Here is a 13,998-nt window from a genome sequence, read left to right as displayed (position 1 = left end):
TCCATGGTATCGTCATATCGCGATATCGAGGAGGCCGGGCCAGCGACGTATGGGTGAGTTGCTGATAGGCCGGCCGGCGCTCAAGCTCGAAGTCGCGATTTCGGTTCCGCTCGATTTGACCTCGGTCATCTCGCTGGTCTTTCGAGCGACGGATGCGCGCCGATTCGAGCGTTGGCTGGTCGAAGCGCGAAAAGCGCTCGGGGCGGAGTGGGAGTACGATCTCGATACGCTGCTCGGGTTCTCGGGCCGGCTGCTCTACTACGTCGAAGAGTTGTTGATGTCGTTCGATCCTTTCCGGCCCGAGCATCGCGAGGCGGGCTTCGAGGACTATATCGCTCACCTGAAGCGGTTGCCGGCCTGGGCCTACCGCAGTATGGCGATCCAGGCCGTCCTGCGGGTGGCACTCGATCGGGGGGTGCTCGAAGCGCCCCCGGAGTCGGAAGACCCAGCAGCCTGGCGTGCGTTCATCGAGCCTGGTCTGACGCGGGCTGATGCTGACGAGGTCGTCCGGCTCATTCTCGCACCTGAACAACTCAAGGAGCGGACGATCCGTCTCCTGGAGCAGTTCTGGCGGGAGCTCTACGCGGCCGAGTTCGAGCGCTCGCTGCCGGCGATGCGACGAGCACTCCGGCAGGCGAAAGCGACTACCTTTGCCAGCGTAGCAGCGGCTTTCGAGGAGCTGAGTGGCCATCGTCTGCCGGACGAGGTCCAGCTGGCGTTGCCGCGGGTCGAGCGGGTTACCTTCTGCCCCTCGTACTATCTCGGCAACTTCGTGCAGTTCATCCTGTATCCGCCGGAACTGATCCTGTACTTCAATTGTCAGCGAACCAGTGCAGCGACGCAGCCGGAGGTCGAGTCGGTCATTTCACCTGACCTCTTGCCTGGTCTCCGCGCTCTGGGAGACGGTACCCGGTTGCGGATCATCGAGTTACTCCGCAACGGTGAACGGTACGCTCAGGAGATCGTTGGCCTGCTCGGCATCAGTCAGTCGGCCGTCTCGCGGCACCTGGCGATGCTGGAGGCCGCCGGAATCGTCACCGTGCGGCCAGCCAACGGGATGAAATACTATGCGATCAACTCCCAGCGCCTGCGGCAGATCGCCGAGGAGCTGGAGCGGATCGGTTCGGTCGAATCGCTTTCGACCGAGCACGACAAATCAAACGGACAGCGCGCGGACTACTCGCGCGCATCGGGTCGGTCGCTGCTGGCCGAGGATAAGCCACCTCACTCCACCGTCGGGTGAGGCCAGGCAACTCCTCTGAGTCACCTCCTCACGCGATCCCAAACGGGATCGCGTCCCCCACGACGACCCGCACCCAGTTCGGCCGGTCTCGGCCACGGTCGAACTGTGATCGCCCTCCTTCGGCGATCGACCCGCTCGACGACGGGGACGTCAGTCCCCTTCGTCTTTTACCGAGGGGCAGTGGGACACCACTGCCCCTCTTGCATTCGGGTCGCGTTCTCCACGGAGTTCCTCTCACAGCTGCGACTTCGCGGAATACTGGCCTGTGTTGGGCCGGCTCGAGTCGTCGCGAGCGCGGATCAGAGAACGGGGCCGTCAGTCGACGGCCCCGGGTACAGGGAGGGAGGGAGAAGTGGTCGAAAATGGAAGAAACCAACCACTGTAGCCTAAGCGCGCGTTCGAACGCTGTACGTACGGATTCTATGGTGTAGGATACCGCGGAACGTGCTCGCTGTCAAGCCTCCACTGTGCTCATGCTCGTTCTGATCGACTGTGCGGAAGATCATGCAATGCTAGCCGGCAAGCTGCCTGCTACCCAGCCTCCTCATCGGGCGCTGCTGCCGATGCCGCTGCGGGGAAGACGCGTCGTTGCAGCATGTCAGCCTGCTGAAGTGACGAAGCGCGGACGATTCTGCCCGAGCGGGCTGCCCACGCTGCCCGTTCGGCAGGCCGTTGGCGTGGTGCGAGTGGCTCGGTTATACTGGATGCGGACCGTGCTAGGCGGGGAGCTAGCGGTGCCCTGTACCCGCAATCCGCTCTAGCGGGGCTGAATGCTCTCCCGAGGTCCAGCCCTGTGGGACTGCTTGGGCCACGCGGTGAGGATGGTTGGGTCCCACGCGGCGAGGACCCGCGAACCTGGTCAGGGCCGGAAGGCAGCAGCCATAAGCGGTTTTCCTCGGGCGACGTGGGGGTGCCTGGCCGGAGCTAGCGAGCCCAGAGCAAGCTGGAGGGCTGCGATCGACGGAGAGTGCACGGTCCGTTCATCGGGCCACAGCGGTGAGGGTCGCTGTGGCCCGTGCCGTTTCCAGACGATCGATCGAGAACGTTTCAGCGAGACTTGCGTTGTGATGCTGCCGAGGTTGCACGGCGAGCTGCTCGCTTGGGGATCATCGCGTACTGCTTGCGCCGGAGCTCTTCGGCGCGCTGCCGTGCGAGAGCTGGATAGACGCGAACGAGCAGGTGGGCAGCATACGCTGCCCATACGAGTACCAAAAGGGCACTGAGATACAGCCAGATCCGCTTGTAGAGATCGAAGGCGCTGATGCGGCCGAGCCGGAAGAGAAAGAAGAAAAGTCCGATGCTGAAGACGACTAGACCCCGTCCGGCGATCCGCTGGAGAAAGTCGGCAAGCAGCGGATTGCGCTTGCGAATCAGCCGGCGTGGATCATTGTACAGCCAAAGACAGGTCAGGAAACCGAGGCAGAGCACGACGAAATACGAAAGCGAGAACGGTCCCCAAGTGGGCATTTGCCAGAGCGGAGCGGTCAAGTAGTCCCAGTCGAACGGATTGCGCATCGCCGGCTCCCGCTAACTTTGCTCGAAGAGGATCCGACGCTTGACTTGCTCGATCGCATTCGTGACTTGGATACCACGCGGGCAGGCTTCCGTGCAATTGAAGATCGTCCGGCAACGCCACACACCGAACCGCTGGTTGAGGATCGCGAGGCGCTCTTCGGTCGCACGATCGCGCGAGTCGAACAGAAAGCGATGCGCATTGACGATCGCGGCCGGGCCGAGCCATTCGTTCGTCCAGAAGATCGGGCAGGCTGCGGTACAACAGGCGCAGAGAATGCACTTGGTCGTATCGTCGTAGAGGGCGCGCTCCTCCGGTGATTGCAAGCGCTCGCGGACCGGAGGCGGCTCGTCGTTGATGAGGTAGGGCATGACGGTACGATACTGGGCAAAGAAGGGTTCCATGTCCACGACGAGGTCGCGGATGACGCGAAAGCCGAGCAACGGCTCGATCGTGATCTTCGGCCCGAGGTCCTTGATGAGAACCTTGCAAGCCAGTCGATTGCGCCCATTGATGCGCATGGCGTCGGAACCACAGACGCCGTGCGCGCAGCTGCGGCGGAAGGTCAAGCTCCCGTCCTGATACCACTTGACGTAGTTGAGCGCATCGAGCACGCGATCGGTCGGTTCGACCTCGACCGTGTACTCGCGGTAATACGGTTTGGTGTCGGTTTCGGGATTGAACCGTTGGATACGCAACGTCACCTGCATCTCAGTACACCCGCTCCTTCGGCTCGAACCGCGTGATGACGACCGGCTTGTAGAAGAGCTGGAGTCCACCTGATGTCCGGGCGATCAGGGTGTGCTTGAGCCAGTTGGCATCGTCCCGCGCTGGGAAGTCCTCGCGATAGTGAGCGCCCCGGCTTTCCTCGCGTGCCAGCGCCGACGCAGCGATCGCTTCGGCACAGTCGAGTAGGAAGCCGAGCTCGATCGCTTCCACCAGTTCCATGTTGAACGTGCGACTCTTGTCGTCGATCCGAATCTGCGTGTAGCGGTTGCGCAGTTCGCCGAGTTTCTGTTGCAAGCGCTTCAAGCCGTCGCCGGTGCGAAAGACGCCGGCGTCGGTCATCATCGCTTCCTGCAACTCGGCGCGGATTTGGGCGACGCGCTCGGTCCCGTCATTCTCCCGGATCCACTCGATTTCGGCACGAGCGCGATAGGCTGGGTCTTTCGGGAGTGGATGGAAGTCGTTCTCCTGGACGAAGCGCGCCATGTGGCGACCAGCGCGTCGACCGAAGACGACGAGATCGACGAGCGAGTTGGTTCCGAGCCGGTTCGCACCGTGGACGCTCACACAGGCACACTCGCCGGCCGCGTAGAGGCCAGGGATAGGCGTGTTCTGCGCATCGATCGTCACGCGGCCGTCGACATCGGTGGGGATACCCCCCATCGCGTAGTGAGCCGTCGGCTGGATGGGGACGAGATCTTTGACAGGATCGAGCCCGAGGTACGTTCGGACGAAGTCAGTAATGTCAGGAAGTTTCGTCTCGATGACCTCGGCCGGGAGATGTGTCAGATCGAGCCAGACGAAATCCTTGCCATCCACCCCGCGACCGGCGCGAATTTCCTGATAGATGGCGCGCGAAACCATGTCGCGCGGGGCCAAGTCGAGGAGCGTCGGCGCGTAGCGCTCCATAAAGCGCTCGCCCAGTCCGTTGCGCAGGATGCCGCCCTCCCCGCGGCAGGCTTCCGACAGGAGGATCCCCATCTTGTAGATTCCCGTCGGATGGAACTGATAGAACTCCATATCTTCCAGAGGAATACCGCGCCGGAAGGCGATGGCTACTCCGTCACCGGTCGCGGCCAGCGCATTGCTCGTTACCTTGAAGACGCGTCCGAAGCCACCGGTCGCTAGGAGCACGGCTTTGGCATGGAACACATGGATTTCGCCAGTCTCGATGTCCATGGCCACGATGCCGGTGCAGACACCGTCGTCGGTCAGCAAGAGGTCGAGCATCATGAACTCATCGAAGAAAGTGACCTGCCGCTTGAGTGCGGTCTGGTAGAGTGTCTGGAGGATCATATGGCCGGTACGATCAGCCGCGTAACAAGCCCGGCGGACGGGCCCCTCACCGAAGTTACGGGTGTGACCGCCGAAGCGCCGCTGATCGATCCGACCATCCGGTGTCCGGTTGAAGGGAAATCCCCAATGCTCCAGTTCGATGATGGCGTCGATCGCCTCGCGGGCTAAGACTTCGGCCGCATCCTGATCGACGAGATAGTCGCCGCCCTTGACAGTGTCGAACATGTGCCAGATCCAGTGGTCCTCCTCGACGTTCCCAAGGGCAGCGGCGATCCCACCCTGAGCAGCACCCGTGTGCGAGCGAACCGGATAGAGTTTGCTGACGACGGCCACATTGCATTTGCCGGCCAGCTGGGCGGCAGCCATCAGGCCAGCTCCGCCAGCGCCGACGATGACCGCATCGAAACGATGGAATACCATGGCTCAGCCTCCTGCGTGTGCGACGACTTCGAACTTGGATGGGTCGAAAGTCACGATCGCGATCGAGCCGATGACCAGAAAGAGAAGGGCCAAGGTCCAAAGGACCGAATGGGCGAACACGCGCCAACCGTGCGGACGGACATAATCATCGATGGCGAGACGAGCGCCGTTCAGCCCATGCGTCAGTGCCAAGAACAGCAGCAGCCAGTCGTACACGCGCCAGAACGGCGAATTCCACCGATCAGCCACGAATTGCCAATCGATCTCATCGACTGTGTTGACGACGTGCATGATCACGACGTGCCCGACTGCCAAAAGGATCAACAGGAGTCCACTGATCCGGAAGTAGTACCAGCTGTACAACTCGAATCCGCCAGAAGGTCGCTCTCGTCCGAGGTGCGGTCGTGCGATCGTCATCGGAATAACTCCTTCTCATCAGCCAGCTTGGATGATCGCGCGGACCATCAGGAAGGCAGTGGGGATGAAAGCGAGCAGAAAGACCGCTATCACTCCATAGAAGAGCTGCCGTTCGTAGCGATAAGCGGCTGGCCAGAAGTCGATGAGCATGATGCGTACACCATTGGCCGCGTGGTAATACACCGCGCCAACCAAAATGATTTCGCCGATCCGGAAGACGGGATGCCGGTAGAGAAAGAGCAATTCATTGAAGGTCTCAGGGCCATAGAGCACCAAGAATATGTCTACAATGTGCAACAGCAAAAACAGGAGTACCCCGAGACCGGTGATGCGATGAAATGCCCAAGAAATCATGCCGGGAGGTGGTCGGTACCCGCGGTACGCGCTGATTCCGCGCGTCGTCGCTGGCCGCGACTCTTGCGCTTGCGTGACCGTCATTCGAAACCTCCATCCCTCGCATGTTGGGACAACCTTCGAGCGTCCCACGTTTGCGCTATTCCAAGTGTACGAGGCATTCTGGCGTTGCAACAACGACCAATTCGACTCATCCAAGCCGGCAGCCGGTGACACGCGAGGACAGTGGTACACTGCGCATGCTGACCGGTGCGTGTAGGTGGATCAGGAGCCATGTCGCTGTCCAAAGAGGATTCGGTCATCCGCGAGGCGTGTGCGCGCACCATCGATCTGGCCTGCCGGATCGCGCGGGTTCCCGCACCGACCTTCGAGGAAAGAGAACGAGCCGAGCTGGTTCGCGAACTCTTTCGTGAGCGCGGTGCGTCTTCCTTCCTGGACGATGTGGGGAATGTGATCGTGCGTCGACGGGGAGAAGGTGAGAAGCGAGCGCTTCTGCTGGCAGCTCATTTGGATACCGTGTTCCCGCGCACGACCCCGTTGACGATCGAACGCGGCGAGGGGTGGGTGCGTGGCCCGGGAATCGGCGACAACGCATTGGGCGTCGCGGCGTTGCTCACGCTGTGGGATCTCCTCGAAGCGTTCGACGTCGTGCTGCCGGGCGATCTTTTGCTCGCGGCGAACGTCGGGGAGGAAGGGTTGGGGAACCTGCGCGGGATGCGCGCGCTCGTCGACCAGTTCGGCCCAGAACTCGGGGCTGCGGTGGCAGTGGAAGGGCACAATCTCGGTCGGGTGACTCATATCGCTGTTGGATCGATCCGCCTTCGGCTGGTCGTTCGCGGGCCTGGTGGACATAGCTGGGGGAATTTCGGGACGCCGAGTGCGATCCACGAATTGGCACGCCTGATCTGTGCTCTGACGGAGCTTCCAGTGCCGCGTTCGCCCAAGACGACGTACAATGTCGGTATGATCGATGGCGGAGTATCGGTCAACACGATCGCTCCCTTCGCCCAAGCGGTGATCGATCTTCGGTCGATCGACCTGCGTGAGCTGCAGCGGCTGTCTCGCGCGGTCGAGGAACTCGCCACGCGGCATCGTGCGGCGGGTGTCGAAGTCGAGCTGGAGTTGCTCGGCGAGCGGCCGGCTGGTGAGACGCCAGTGGATGCACCGATCGTCCGGACAGCGTTGCAGGTGCTCCGTGAACTCGGGATCGAGCCGGTCCTGGATGCCTCGAGCACGGACGCGAATGCGGCGATCGCTGCTGGGATTCCAGCGATCTGCATCGGGCTGACGCGAGGGCGTGGGAGCCACACGCTGCAGGAGACGATCGAGATCGCGCCCCTGGAGTTCGGCCTTCGGCAGCTTCTCCAGTTCGTGCGAGCTTTCCCAGTCATCTGAAGCGAGTCGATCGAGGGGTGCCGGCGATGGCGCGGATTTACGTCGCGCTCGACATCGAGGCGACAGGGATGGATCCGGAGCGCGACGAAATCATCGAAGTCGCGGCGATCAAGTTCCGCGAGGAGGAAGTGCTCGAGCGATTCGAGACGCTCGTGCAGCCGCGGCGTCCTGTTCCACTCGCTGTGGCGAGTTTGACCGGTCTCACGATGCGTGATCTCCGGCGTGCACCTTCCTTCCACCAGATTGTGCCACGGCTCCGCCAGTTCGTCCGCAATTACCCGATCGTCGGCCAGTCTCCGGATTACGACTTGCAGATGCTGAGCGCGCACGGACTCGAACTGCGCAATCCGGTCTACGATACGTTCCGCTTGGCCACGATCTTGTTGCCCGATCTTCCGGCCTACTCGTTGGCTGGCATCGCGGCACGGCTCGGTATCTCGGTCGCGCAGCAGCATCGGGCGATGGCCGATGTCGAGACGACTATGGCGGTCTTCCTCGGTCTGTGTGACTTGCTCCGTACCTACGATCCGGAAACCTTGCGACGGTTGGCCGACTACACTGCGCAGGCCGGTTTGCCGGAAGCGGAGGTCTTCGAGGCGATCTATCACGAGTTGGCCATCCAAGGGATCGGGCAACTCGGCGGTGCACTCGCCGAGCGCTTGCGTTCGGCGGTACCTGGCGCGCATCATGCGGCCGAACTCGTCTTTCTACTGCCGCGCGATCGGCCGCCGCGTTTGGAGCCGACCGGTGAGGCACCAGTGTTCGACCTCGACTGGATCGGGCGCCTCTACGGGCCCGAGGGCCCGTTCGCCCGCTCGCTTCCTGGGTACGAGTTTCGGGCCGGTCAGGTCCGGATGGCCCAGGCGGTCACGAAGGTCCTCAACCGGGGAGGCCAGCTCTTGGTCGAGGCGGGAACGGGAACCGGTAAGTCGCTTGCCTATCTGCTGCCGGCTGTCCTCCATGCGGTCGCACGTGGCGAAACGGTAGTGGTCTCGACCGATACACTCGCTTTGCAGGATCAGTTGTTCGCCAAAGATCTCCCGTTGCTGCGCCGTGCGCTCGAGGCAGCCGCTGAGCACGATCCTCGACTGGCCGATGCGGCACGGTTTCGAGCGACGATTTTGAAGGGGCGATCGAATTACCTCTGCCTCCGGCGCTGGTTTCTGCGGCAGCGAGAACCGTTCAATAGCCGGGCCGAAGCGCTCCTCGCAGCGAAGATCACTGCCTGGCTCGCGCAGACGGAAACGGGCGATCGCGCGGAACTGCACCTCTCGAACGAAGAACAGCTGGCGTGGGCACAAGTGGCGGAGTCGGAAGGGGCCTGCCTACCGAGCCGTTGCCTCTTCCACCGGCGGAACCAATGTTTCCTCTACCGTGCGCGGGCCACAGCCGAAGGGGCGCACATCGTCATCGTGAACCACGCGCTTTTGCTGTCCGATCTGCTGGCGGAAAGCCGAGTGTTGCCATCGTACCGGCATCTCATCATCGATGAAGCGCATCACCTGGCCGATGAGGCGACGCAGCAGTTCGGTTTCCAAATCGCTCATGAGGATATGCGTGAGTTGGTGCGGCGGGTACTCGGACTCGATCATCTGGGCCGCTATACTGGCGCGCTCGGCGAGCTCTGGTCGGTGCTCGCTCAACGACCAGATGTGTCGGCGCGGACTATTGCGCGCGAACTCGGTGAGCGGCTGACCGACCTGTGGCCGCGAGTCGAGACGCTGCATCAGCAAACCGAAATGCTGTTCCACCTCTTGGCGGATGTGGCACAACGTTATCCGGTGGAAAACGGCGGGTACGATCGACAGATCCGTATCACCGACGCGCTCCGGCAGGAAACGATGTGGGGCTCCGTCGAAGAGGTTGGCCAAACGGTGGCCAGCCATCTCCGCACAGTCCTCTCGGCTCTCCACTGGGTTACCCACCGGCTGGAGGATCTTCCGGCGGCGATACGCGACGAACTGGGCGAACTCGTAACCGAGTTGGACGTGCTGGAGCGGCGGGCGCGCGAACTGCACGGCCGCTTGCAGGAGATCTTGTTCTCGCCTCGCGTGGAGCGGGTGTATTGGTTAACGTGGCGTGCGCAACCGTTGTCGGTCAGCTTGAATATGGCGCCATTGGACGTCGCGCCGCTCCTGCAGGAGATGCTCTTCAGTCGAGTCGATACCCTGGTTCTGACGTCGGCGACCTTGACCGTCGATCGCTCGTTCGACTATATCCGACAACAGCTCGGGTTAGCCGATGCGAACGAACTAGTCGTGGAATCGCCGTTCGACTACGCCAGCTCGACGCTGCTCTGCCTGGCTGAGGACATGGCCGAACCGGGTGAGCCGGGGTACCAGCGGCAACTGAACGAAGCCCTCTTGGCTTTGCTGCGCGCGACGCGCGGTCGTGCGCTCGTCCTCTTCACGTCGCATAGTGCCCTGCAAGCAGCCTATCGGATGATCAAGCGGCCGCTCGAACAAGAGGGAATTCTCGTGCTCGGACAACGGTTAGATGGCAGCCCGCGCCAGTTGGTCGAGCGCCTCAAGGCACGACCGGAGACGGTCGTCCTCGGGACGAATGCCGTCTGGGAGGGAGTCGATGTACCGGGTGAAGCATTGAGCGTGCTCGTGATCGCCAAGCTGCCGTTCGCGGTGCCGAGTGATCCGGTCTTCGCGGCGCGGTGCGAATCGTACAGCGATCCTTTCCAAGAATACGCTGTGCCGCAGGCTGTCCTCCGCTTCAAGCAAGGCTTCGGGCGGCTCATCCGCAGCACGCGCGATTATGGTGTCTGCGTCGTCTTGGATCGGCGCATCGTGACCCGACGCTACGGGCAGCTCTTCGTTCAGTCCCTGCCACCATGTACGGTCAAGCGGGCACCAGTCGCACAGATCCCTCGCTTGGCGCAGGACTGGTTGGTACGGCAGCAGGATCGGTTGGCAGCACGGGTACCAGGGGAAGGAGGATCAGGCGATGGATCAGCTGGATCGTAACCTGGCGATGGAACTCGTGCGCACGACGGAGGCCGCTGCCTTGGCCGCGGCCCAATGGGTGGGGCGTGGAGACAAGAACGCAGCGGATGCCGCGGCGGTGCAGGCGATGCGGCGCATGCTTTCGACGGTTCACATGAAGGGAATCGTCGTCATCGGCGAGGGGGAGAAGGATCAGGCGCCGATGCTGTACATCGGCGAGGAAGTGGGAACGGGAGAGCCGCCGGAAGGCGATTTGGCAGTCGATCCGATCGATGGGACGCGGTTGTGCGCCAACGGGATGCCGGGGGCGGTCTCGGTGGTCGCTTTGGCCGAGCGGGGCTCGATGTATTACCCGCCGGGAATCGTCTACATGAACAAGATCGCAGTGGGGCCGGAAGCCGCACACGCGATCGATATTCGACTCTCCCCCACCGAAAACCTGCACCGCATCGCTGAAGCGAAGCGGATGAGTGTCCGACTCTTGACGGTCGTCGTGTTGGACCGTCCCCGCCACCAGGCACTGATCGAGGAGATCCGCCGTGCGGGAGCTCGGATTCGGCTGATCACCGATGGCGATGTGGCGGGTGCCGTGATGACTGCTTTCCCGGAGTCGGGTGTCGATGTGTTGATGGGGATCGGTGGTTCACCGGAGGCGGTCGTGGCGGCGGCAGCGCTCAAGTGCGTCGGTGGCGCGATTCAGTGCACGCTGTATCCGCGTGATGAAGAGGAGCGTCAGCGTGCACGCGAACTCGGGCTCGAACTCGAGAAGGTCTTCACTGCTGACGACCTGGTGCGCTCGGACAACGTCTTCTTCGCCATGACCGGGATCACGACCGGGGATCTGGTGGAAGGAGTTCGCTTCACGCGGCACGGTGCTGAAACGCACTCGATCGTGATGCGATCTCGGACCGGGACGATCCGGCGGATCGCGGCCGAGCACCGGTTGGCGAAGGTCCAGGAATACCAGACGCTCGCGTTTGACACGGATGGTCGAGTCATGGTAGAGTAGGAAAGCGCGGGTTGACCCGCGCTGTCTCATGCCTCTCCATCGTGCCCCGGTCTCGAACCAGTCCTGTCGACGCTTCGAAGACCGGTCTCTCTCACGGGAAATCGAAAGACGCGCACAAGAGGTTTCCGAGATTTGTCCGCACTGCGATCACCGCTTTCGCGCACGAAGCCAGCTTGGGCCGATCCGACCCCTCCGCGGGGGCGATCGGGCGGTTCACCTGGTCTCCGCGCGGCCAGCGGCTCATCCGGAATGTTCGAGAGGGTGAACGAATAGTAGAGGAGAACGAACGCGTGGCAAAACGAACCGATTCGAGGAGGGCGGAACCCATGGATCCCGTTGCACCCACTACGACTGCTGTCGAAGAGGTCAAGGAGACGCCGACACTCACCGCAGCCGAGCTCCAGGATAAGAGTCTCGAGGAACTCCAAACGATCGCTCGCGACTTCGGCATCCCGAATGCGCAGCGCTTGCGCAAGATGGAACTCGTGAACAAGATCCTGCGTGCCCAGATCGAGCGCGAGGGAGGGATCTTCGGGGAAGGTGTCCTCGAGATTACCGAGGACGGCTTCGGATTCCTCCGCGGTGAACGCTATTTGCCAGGTCCCAATGACGTCTACGTCTCGCAGTCGCAGATCCGGCGCTTCGGTCTGCGCCAGGGAGACTGGGTCGCCGGGCAAGTTCGCCCGCCGAAGGAGAACGAGAAATATTACAGCTTACTCCGAGTGGATGCCGTCAATGGTATGGACCCAGAGTTGGCACGGCGACGACCGAGTTTCGATACCTTGACTCCGATTTTCCCGATGGAGCTGATCAATCTGGAGACCGAGCCGCACATCTTGTCGACACGGCTCGTCAACTTGGTCGCGCCGATCGGACGCGGACAGCGTGGGCTCATCGTATCGCCGCCCAAGGCTGGCAAGACAGTCCTGCTGAAGCACATCGCCAACGGCATCACGACGAACTACAAGGATATCCATCTCATCGTGTTGCTCATCGGTGAGCGCCCTGAGGAAGTGACGGACATGCGGCGCTCCGTCGACGGTGAAGTCATCTCCTCGACCTTCGACGAGCCGGTCGAAGACCACATCCGCGTTGCGGAGATGACGCTCGAGCGGGCCAAGCGACTGGTCGAGTGCGGTATGGACGTCGTGATCCTGCTCGACTCGATCACCCGGCTGGCTCGTGCCTACAACTTGAGTGTTCCGCCGAGCGGGCGAACGCTTTCCGGTGGTATCGACCCGGTCGCGCTCTACCCGCCCAAGCGCTTCTTCGGTGCTGCGCGCAATATCGAAGGCGGTGGAAGCCTCACGATCATCGCCACCTGCTTGGTCGATACCGGATCCCGCATGGACGACGTCATTTACGAGGAGTTCAAGGGGACCGGGAACATGGAACTGCACCTCGACCGCAAGCTTGCCGAGCGGCGTATCTTTCCGGCGATCGACATCCAGCGCTCGGGGACACGGCGCGAGGAGCTGTTGTTGGACGAGCAGACTTTGCGCCAGGTCTGGACGATGCGACGCATGGTGTCGATGCTCGGTGGCACCGATGGGACGGAACTCGTGTTGGGGCGGCTGGCGCGGACTCAGAACAACGCGGAGTTCTTGGCGACGCTGCACAAGGATCTTTGAGTCGAGCGGACGTCGGACCCCATGATGCGAGAGCCTCTCGTGCGCTCACCGGAGCGTGAATGGAGCGATCGAGACCTTCTCGTGCTGGTCGCGGTGGCGGCGACAGCTGTCCTCTGGCCGATCGGGTTGCTGTTGACCTGGGCGAGTGTTCGATGGCGCTTGCGGGACAAGGTAATCGCGACGATCCTCCCGATCGCGGGCCTGATCCTCTCTCTCGTGATACTCCCAGCGGGGGCGCGCGGGCTCGGTTTGAGTGGACCCGCCGGACTCGCGTGGACGGTCGAAGTCGGGCACTACGCAGGCTTGGTCGGGGCGCCGCTGCTCGCTGCCCTCTATCTCGGTACGCGGGCGCGGCTGCCAGCACGTCTCCTCGGTGGGCTGCTGCTCCTGGCGCTCGCCATCCTCGCGATCGGACAACTGGCATTCTTCCTCGGTGGCCGATTGCAGCCCGGTGGGGTCTGAGCGCTTCAGCTGCTGGCTCGCTCGGCTCGCAGGAGGAAGTCGAGCAGGACGAGTCCGGCAAGATGCGGGAGCGAGCGATGTGGGAAATGACCGGCGCGTGGCAGGAGACAGAGTTCTCCCGCCGGTAACCGGCTGGCGAACTCGACGAGCCACGGCGCTGGGGCCACTGGATCGTTGTCGCCGCTCATGAGTAACAGCGGGTAAGCGAACGATTCGATTCCAGCGTGCCACTCGCGCATCTCCGGCGGCTGCTCCTCGCTATCGCGAACGAAGTTGGCGAGGAGTCGCTCGCGGGCATGGTGCGGGCCGTGCGCGCGGTGCAGGTGGGCATACTCGGCTTCGTTGGCAGGAAACTGTTCTTCGATGATTTGCCGGGTGTAGACAGCCGTGGAGGGAGCGGCAAAATTCGGCGGGCCGATGAGCACGAGAGACCGTGGCCGGACGGCACCCTCGATAGCCAGGCGCGTCGCGACCATGGCGCCGAGGCTCGCTCCGACGAGATGCGCGGACTCGATCCCCAGCCGCCGCACGAGTTCAGCGATATCGGCCGTGAACCCGCGCAACGTCAGACGCCCACC

General features: G+C 62.6%; 12 protein-coding genes and 1 other RNA gene. 7 read left to right on the top strand and 6 right to left on the bottom strand.

Annotation, left to right across the window (positions count from 1 at the left end; genetic code table 11):
- The coding region (locus ACWIVK_RS07155) for an ArsR/SmtB family transcription factor (RefSeq protein WP_448575958.1) at nt 1-1,243 on the top strand (1,243 nt) is incomplete at its 5' end.
- A gap of 711 nt (nt 1,244-1,954) precedes the next feature.
- Nucleotides 1,955-2,218, top strand: an RNA gene (gene ffs, locus ACWIVK_RS07150) — signal recognition particle sRNA large type.
- Between the two features lie 72 nt (nt 2,219-2,290).
- Here ffs and ACWIVK_RS07145 read toward each other — a convergent pair.
- From ACWIVK_RS07145 to sdhC, 5 genes are read right to left on the bottom strand one after another with little or no spacing between them, the layout of a single operon-like run.
- Nucleotides 2,291-2,758, bottom strand: a complete 468-nt coding sequence (locus tag ACWIVK_RS07145; RefSeq protein ID WP_448575957.1) for a hypothetical protein — start codon at nt 2,756-2,758, stop codon at nt 2,291-2,293.
- A 12-nt stretch (nt 2,759-2,770) separates the two neighbouring features.
- Entirely contained in the window at nt 2,771-3,466 is a 696-nt protein-coding gene (locus ACWIVK_RS07140) for a succinate dehydrogenase iron-sulfur subunit (protein ID WP_448575956.1), read from the bottom strand.
- 1 nt (nt 3,467) lies between these two features.
- A complete protein-coding gene (gene sdhA / locus ACWIVK_RS07135) occupies nt 3,468-5,198 on the bottom strand; it encodes a succinate dehydrogenase flavoprotein subunit (RefSeq protein WP_448575955.1) in 1,731 nt (576 codons plus the stop codon).
- A 3-nt stretch (nt 5,199-5,201) separates the two neighbouring features.
- Complete coding sequence (locus ACWIVK_RS07130) at nt 5,202-5,615, bottom strand: succinate dehydrogenase hydrophobic membrane anchor subunit (RefSeq protein ID WP_448575954.1); 414 nt, start codon at nt 5,613-5,615, stop codon at nt 5,202-5,204.
- Nucleotides 5,616-5,633: 18 nt separating this feature from the next.
- Nucleotides 5,634-6,053: a succinate dehydrogenase, cytochrome b556 subunit gene (sdhC, locus tag ACWIVK_RS07125; RefSeq protein ID WP_448575953.1), complete on the bottom strand. Its 420-nt coding sequence runs from the start codon at nt 6,051-6,053 to the stop codon at nt 5,634-5,636.
- A 189-nt stretch (nt 6,054-6,242) separates the two neighbouring features.
- Here sdhC and ACWIVK_RS07120 point away from each other — a divergent pair, with 189 nt between their 5' ends.
- The 5 genes from ACWIVK_RS07120 to ACWIVK_RS07100 all read left to right on the top strand — a co-directional run bounded on the left by ACWIVK_RS07120 (nt 6,243) and on the right by ACWIVK_RS07100 (nt 13,420).
- Complete coding sequence (locus ACWIVK_RS07120; RefSeq protein ID WP_448575952.1) at nt 6,243-7,364, top strand: M20/M25/M40 family metallo-hydrolase; 1,122 nt, start codon at nt 6,243-6,245, stop codon at nt 7,362-7,364.
- Between the two features lie 26 nt (nt 7,365-7,390).
- Complete coding sequence (locus tag ACWIVK_RS07115) at nt 7,391-10,339, top strand: helicase C-terminal domain-containing protein (RefSeq protein ID WP_448575951.1); 2,949 nt, start codon at nt 7,391-7,393, stop codon at nt 10,337-10,339.
- Complete coding sequence (glpX, locus tag ACWIVK_RS07110) at nt 10,320-11,327, top strand: class II fructose-bisphosphatase (protein ID WP_448575950.1); 1,008 nt, start codon at nt 10,320-10,322, stop codon at nt 11,325-11,327. The genes ACWIVK_RS07115 and glpX overlap by 20 nt, the downstream gene beginning before the upstream one ends.
- Before the next feature lie 326 nt (nt 11,328-11,653).
- Nucleotides 11,654-12,958 (top strand): transcription termination factor Rho, encoded by a 1,305-nt coding sequence (gene rho, locus ACWIVK_RS07105; RefSeq protein WP_448575949.1) that lies wholly within the window; start codon nt 11,654-11,656, stop codon nt 12,956-12,958.
- A 21-nt stretch (nt 12,959-12,979) separates the two neighbouring features.
- Complete coding sequence (locus ACWIVK_RS07100) at nt 12,980-13,420, top strand: hypothetical protein (RefSeq protein ID WP_448575948.1); 441 nt, start codon at nt 12,980-12,982, stop codon at nt 13,418-13,420.
- Between the two features lie 5 nt (nt 13,421-13,425).
- Here the strand turns inward: ACWIVK_RS07100 and ACWIVK_RS07095 are convergent.
- A partial coding sequence (locus tag ACWIVK_RS07095) for an alpha/beta fold hydrolase (protein WP_448575947.1) occupies nt 13,426-13,998 on the bottom strand: 573 nt, incomplete at its 5' end.

The sequence above is a fragment of the Thermomicrobium sp. genome (assembly GCF_053493975.1).
This window is presented reverse-complemented; position numbering and strand designations above follow the sequence as displayed.

Bases quoted from the DNA above. Each gene is read 5' to 3' on its own strand.
- ACWIVK_RS07130 (WP_448575954.1), bottom strand. From the start codon at position 5,615: ATGACGATCGCACGACCGCACCTCGGACGAGAGCGACCTTCTGGCGGA.
- sdhC (WP_448575953.1), bottom strand. From the start codon at position 6,053: ATGACGGTCACGCAAGCGCAAGAGTCGCGGCCAGCGACGACGCGCGGA.
- ACWIVK_RS07100 (WP_448575948.1), top strand. From the start codon at position 12,980: ATGATGCGAGAGCCTCTCGTGCGCTCACCGGAGCGTGAATGGAGCGAT.
- rho (WP_448575949.1), top strand. From the start codon at position 11,654: ATGGATCCCGTTGCACCCACTACGACTGCTGTCGAAGAGGTCAAGGAG.
- sdhA (WP_448575955.1), bottom strand. From the start codon at position 5,198: ATGGTATTCCATCGTTTCGATGCGGTCATCGTCGGCGCTGGCGGAGCT.
- glpX (WP_448575950.1), top strand. From the start codon at position 10,320: ATGGATCAGCTGGATCGTAACCTGGCGATGGAACTCGTGCGCACGACG.
- ACWIVK_RS07115 (WP_448575951.1), top strand. From the start codon at position 7,391: ATGGCGCGGATTTACGTCGCGCTCGACATCGAGGCGACAGGGATGGAT.
- ACWIVK_RS07145 (WP_448575957.1), bottom strand. From the start codon at position 2,758: ATGCGCAATCCGTTCGACTGGGACTACTTGACCGCTCCGCTCTGGCAA.
- ACWIVK_RS07120 (WP_448575952.1), top strand. From the start codon at position 6,243: ATGTCGCTGTCCAAAGAGGATTCGGTCATCCGCGAGGCGTGTGCGCGC.
- ACWIVK_RS07140 (WP_448575956.1), bottom strand. From the start codon at position 3,466: ATGCAGGTGACGTTGCGTATCCAACGGTTCAATCCCGAAACCGACACC.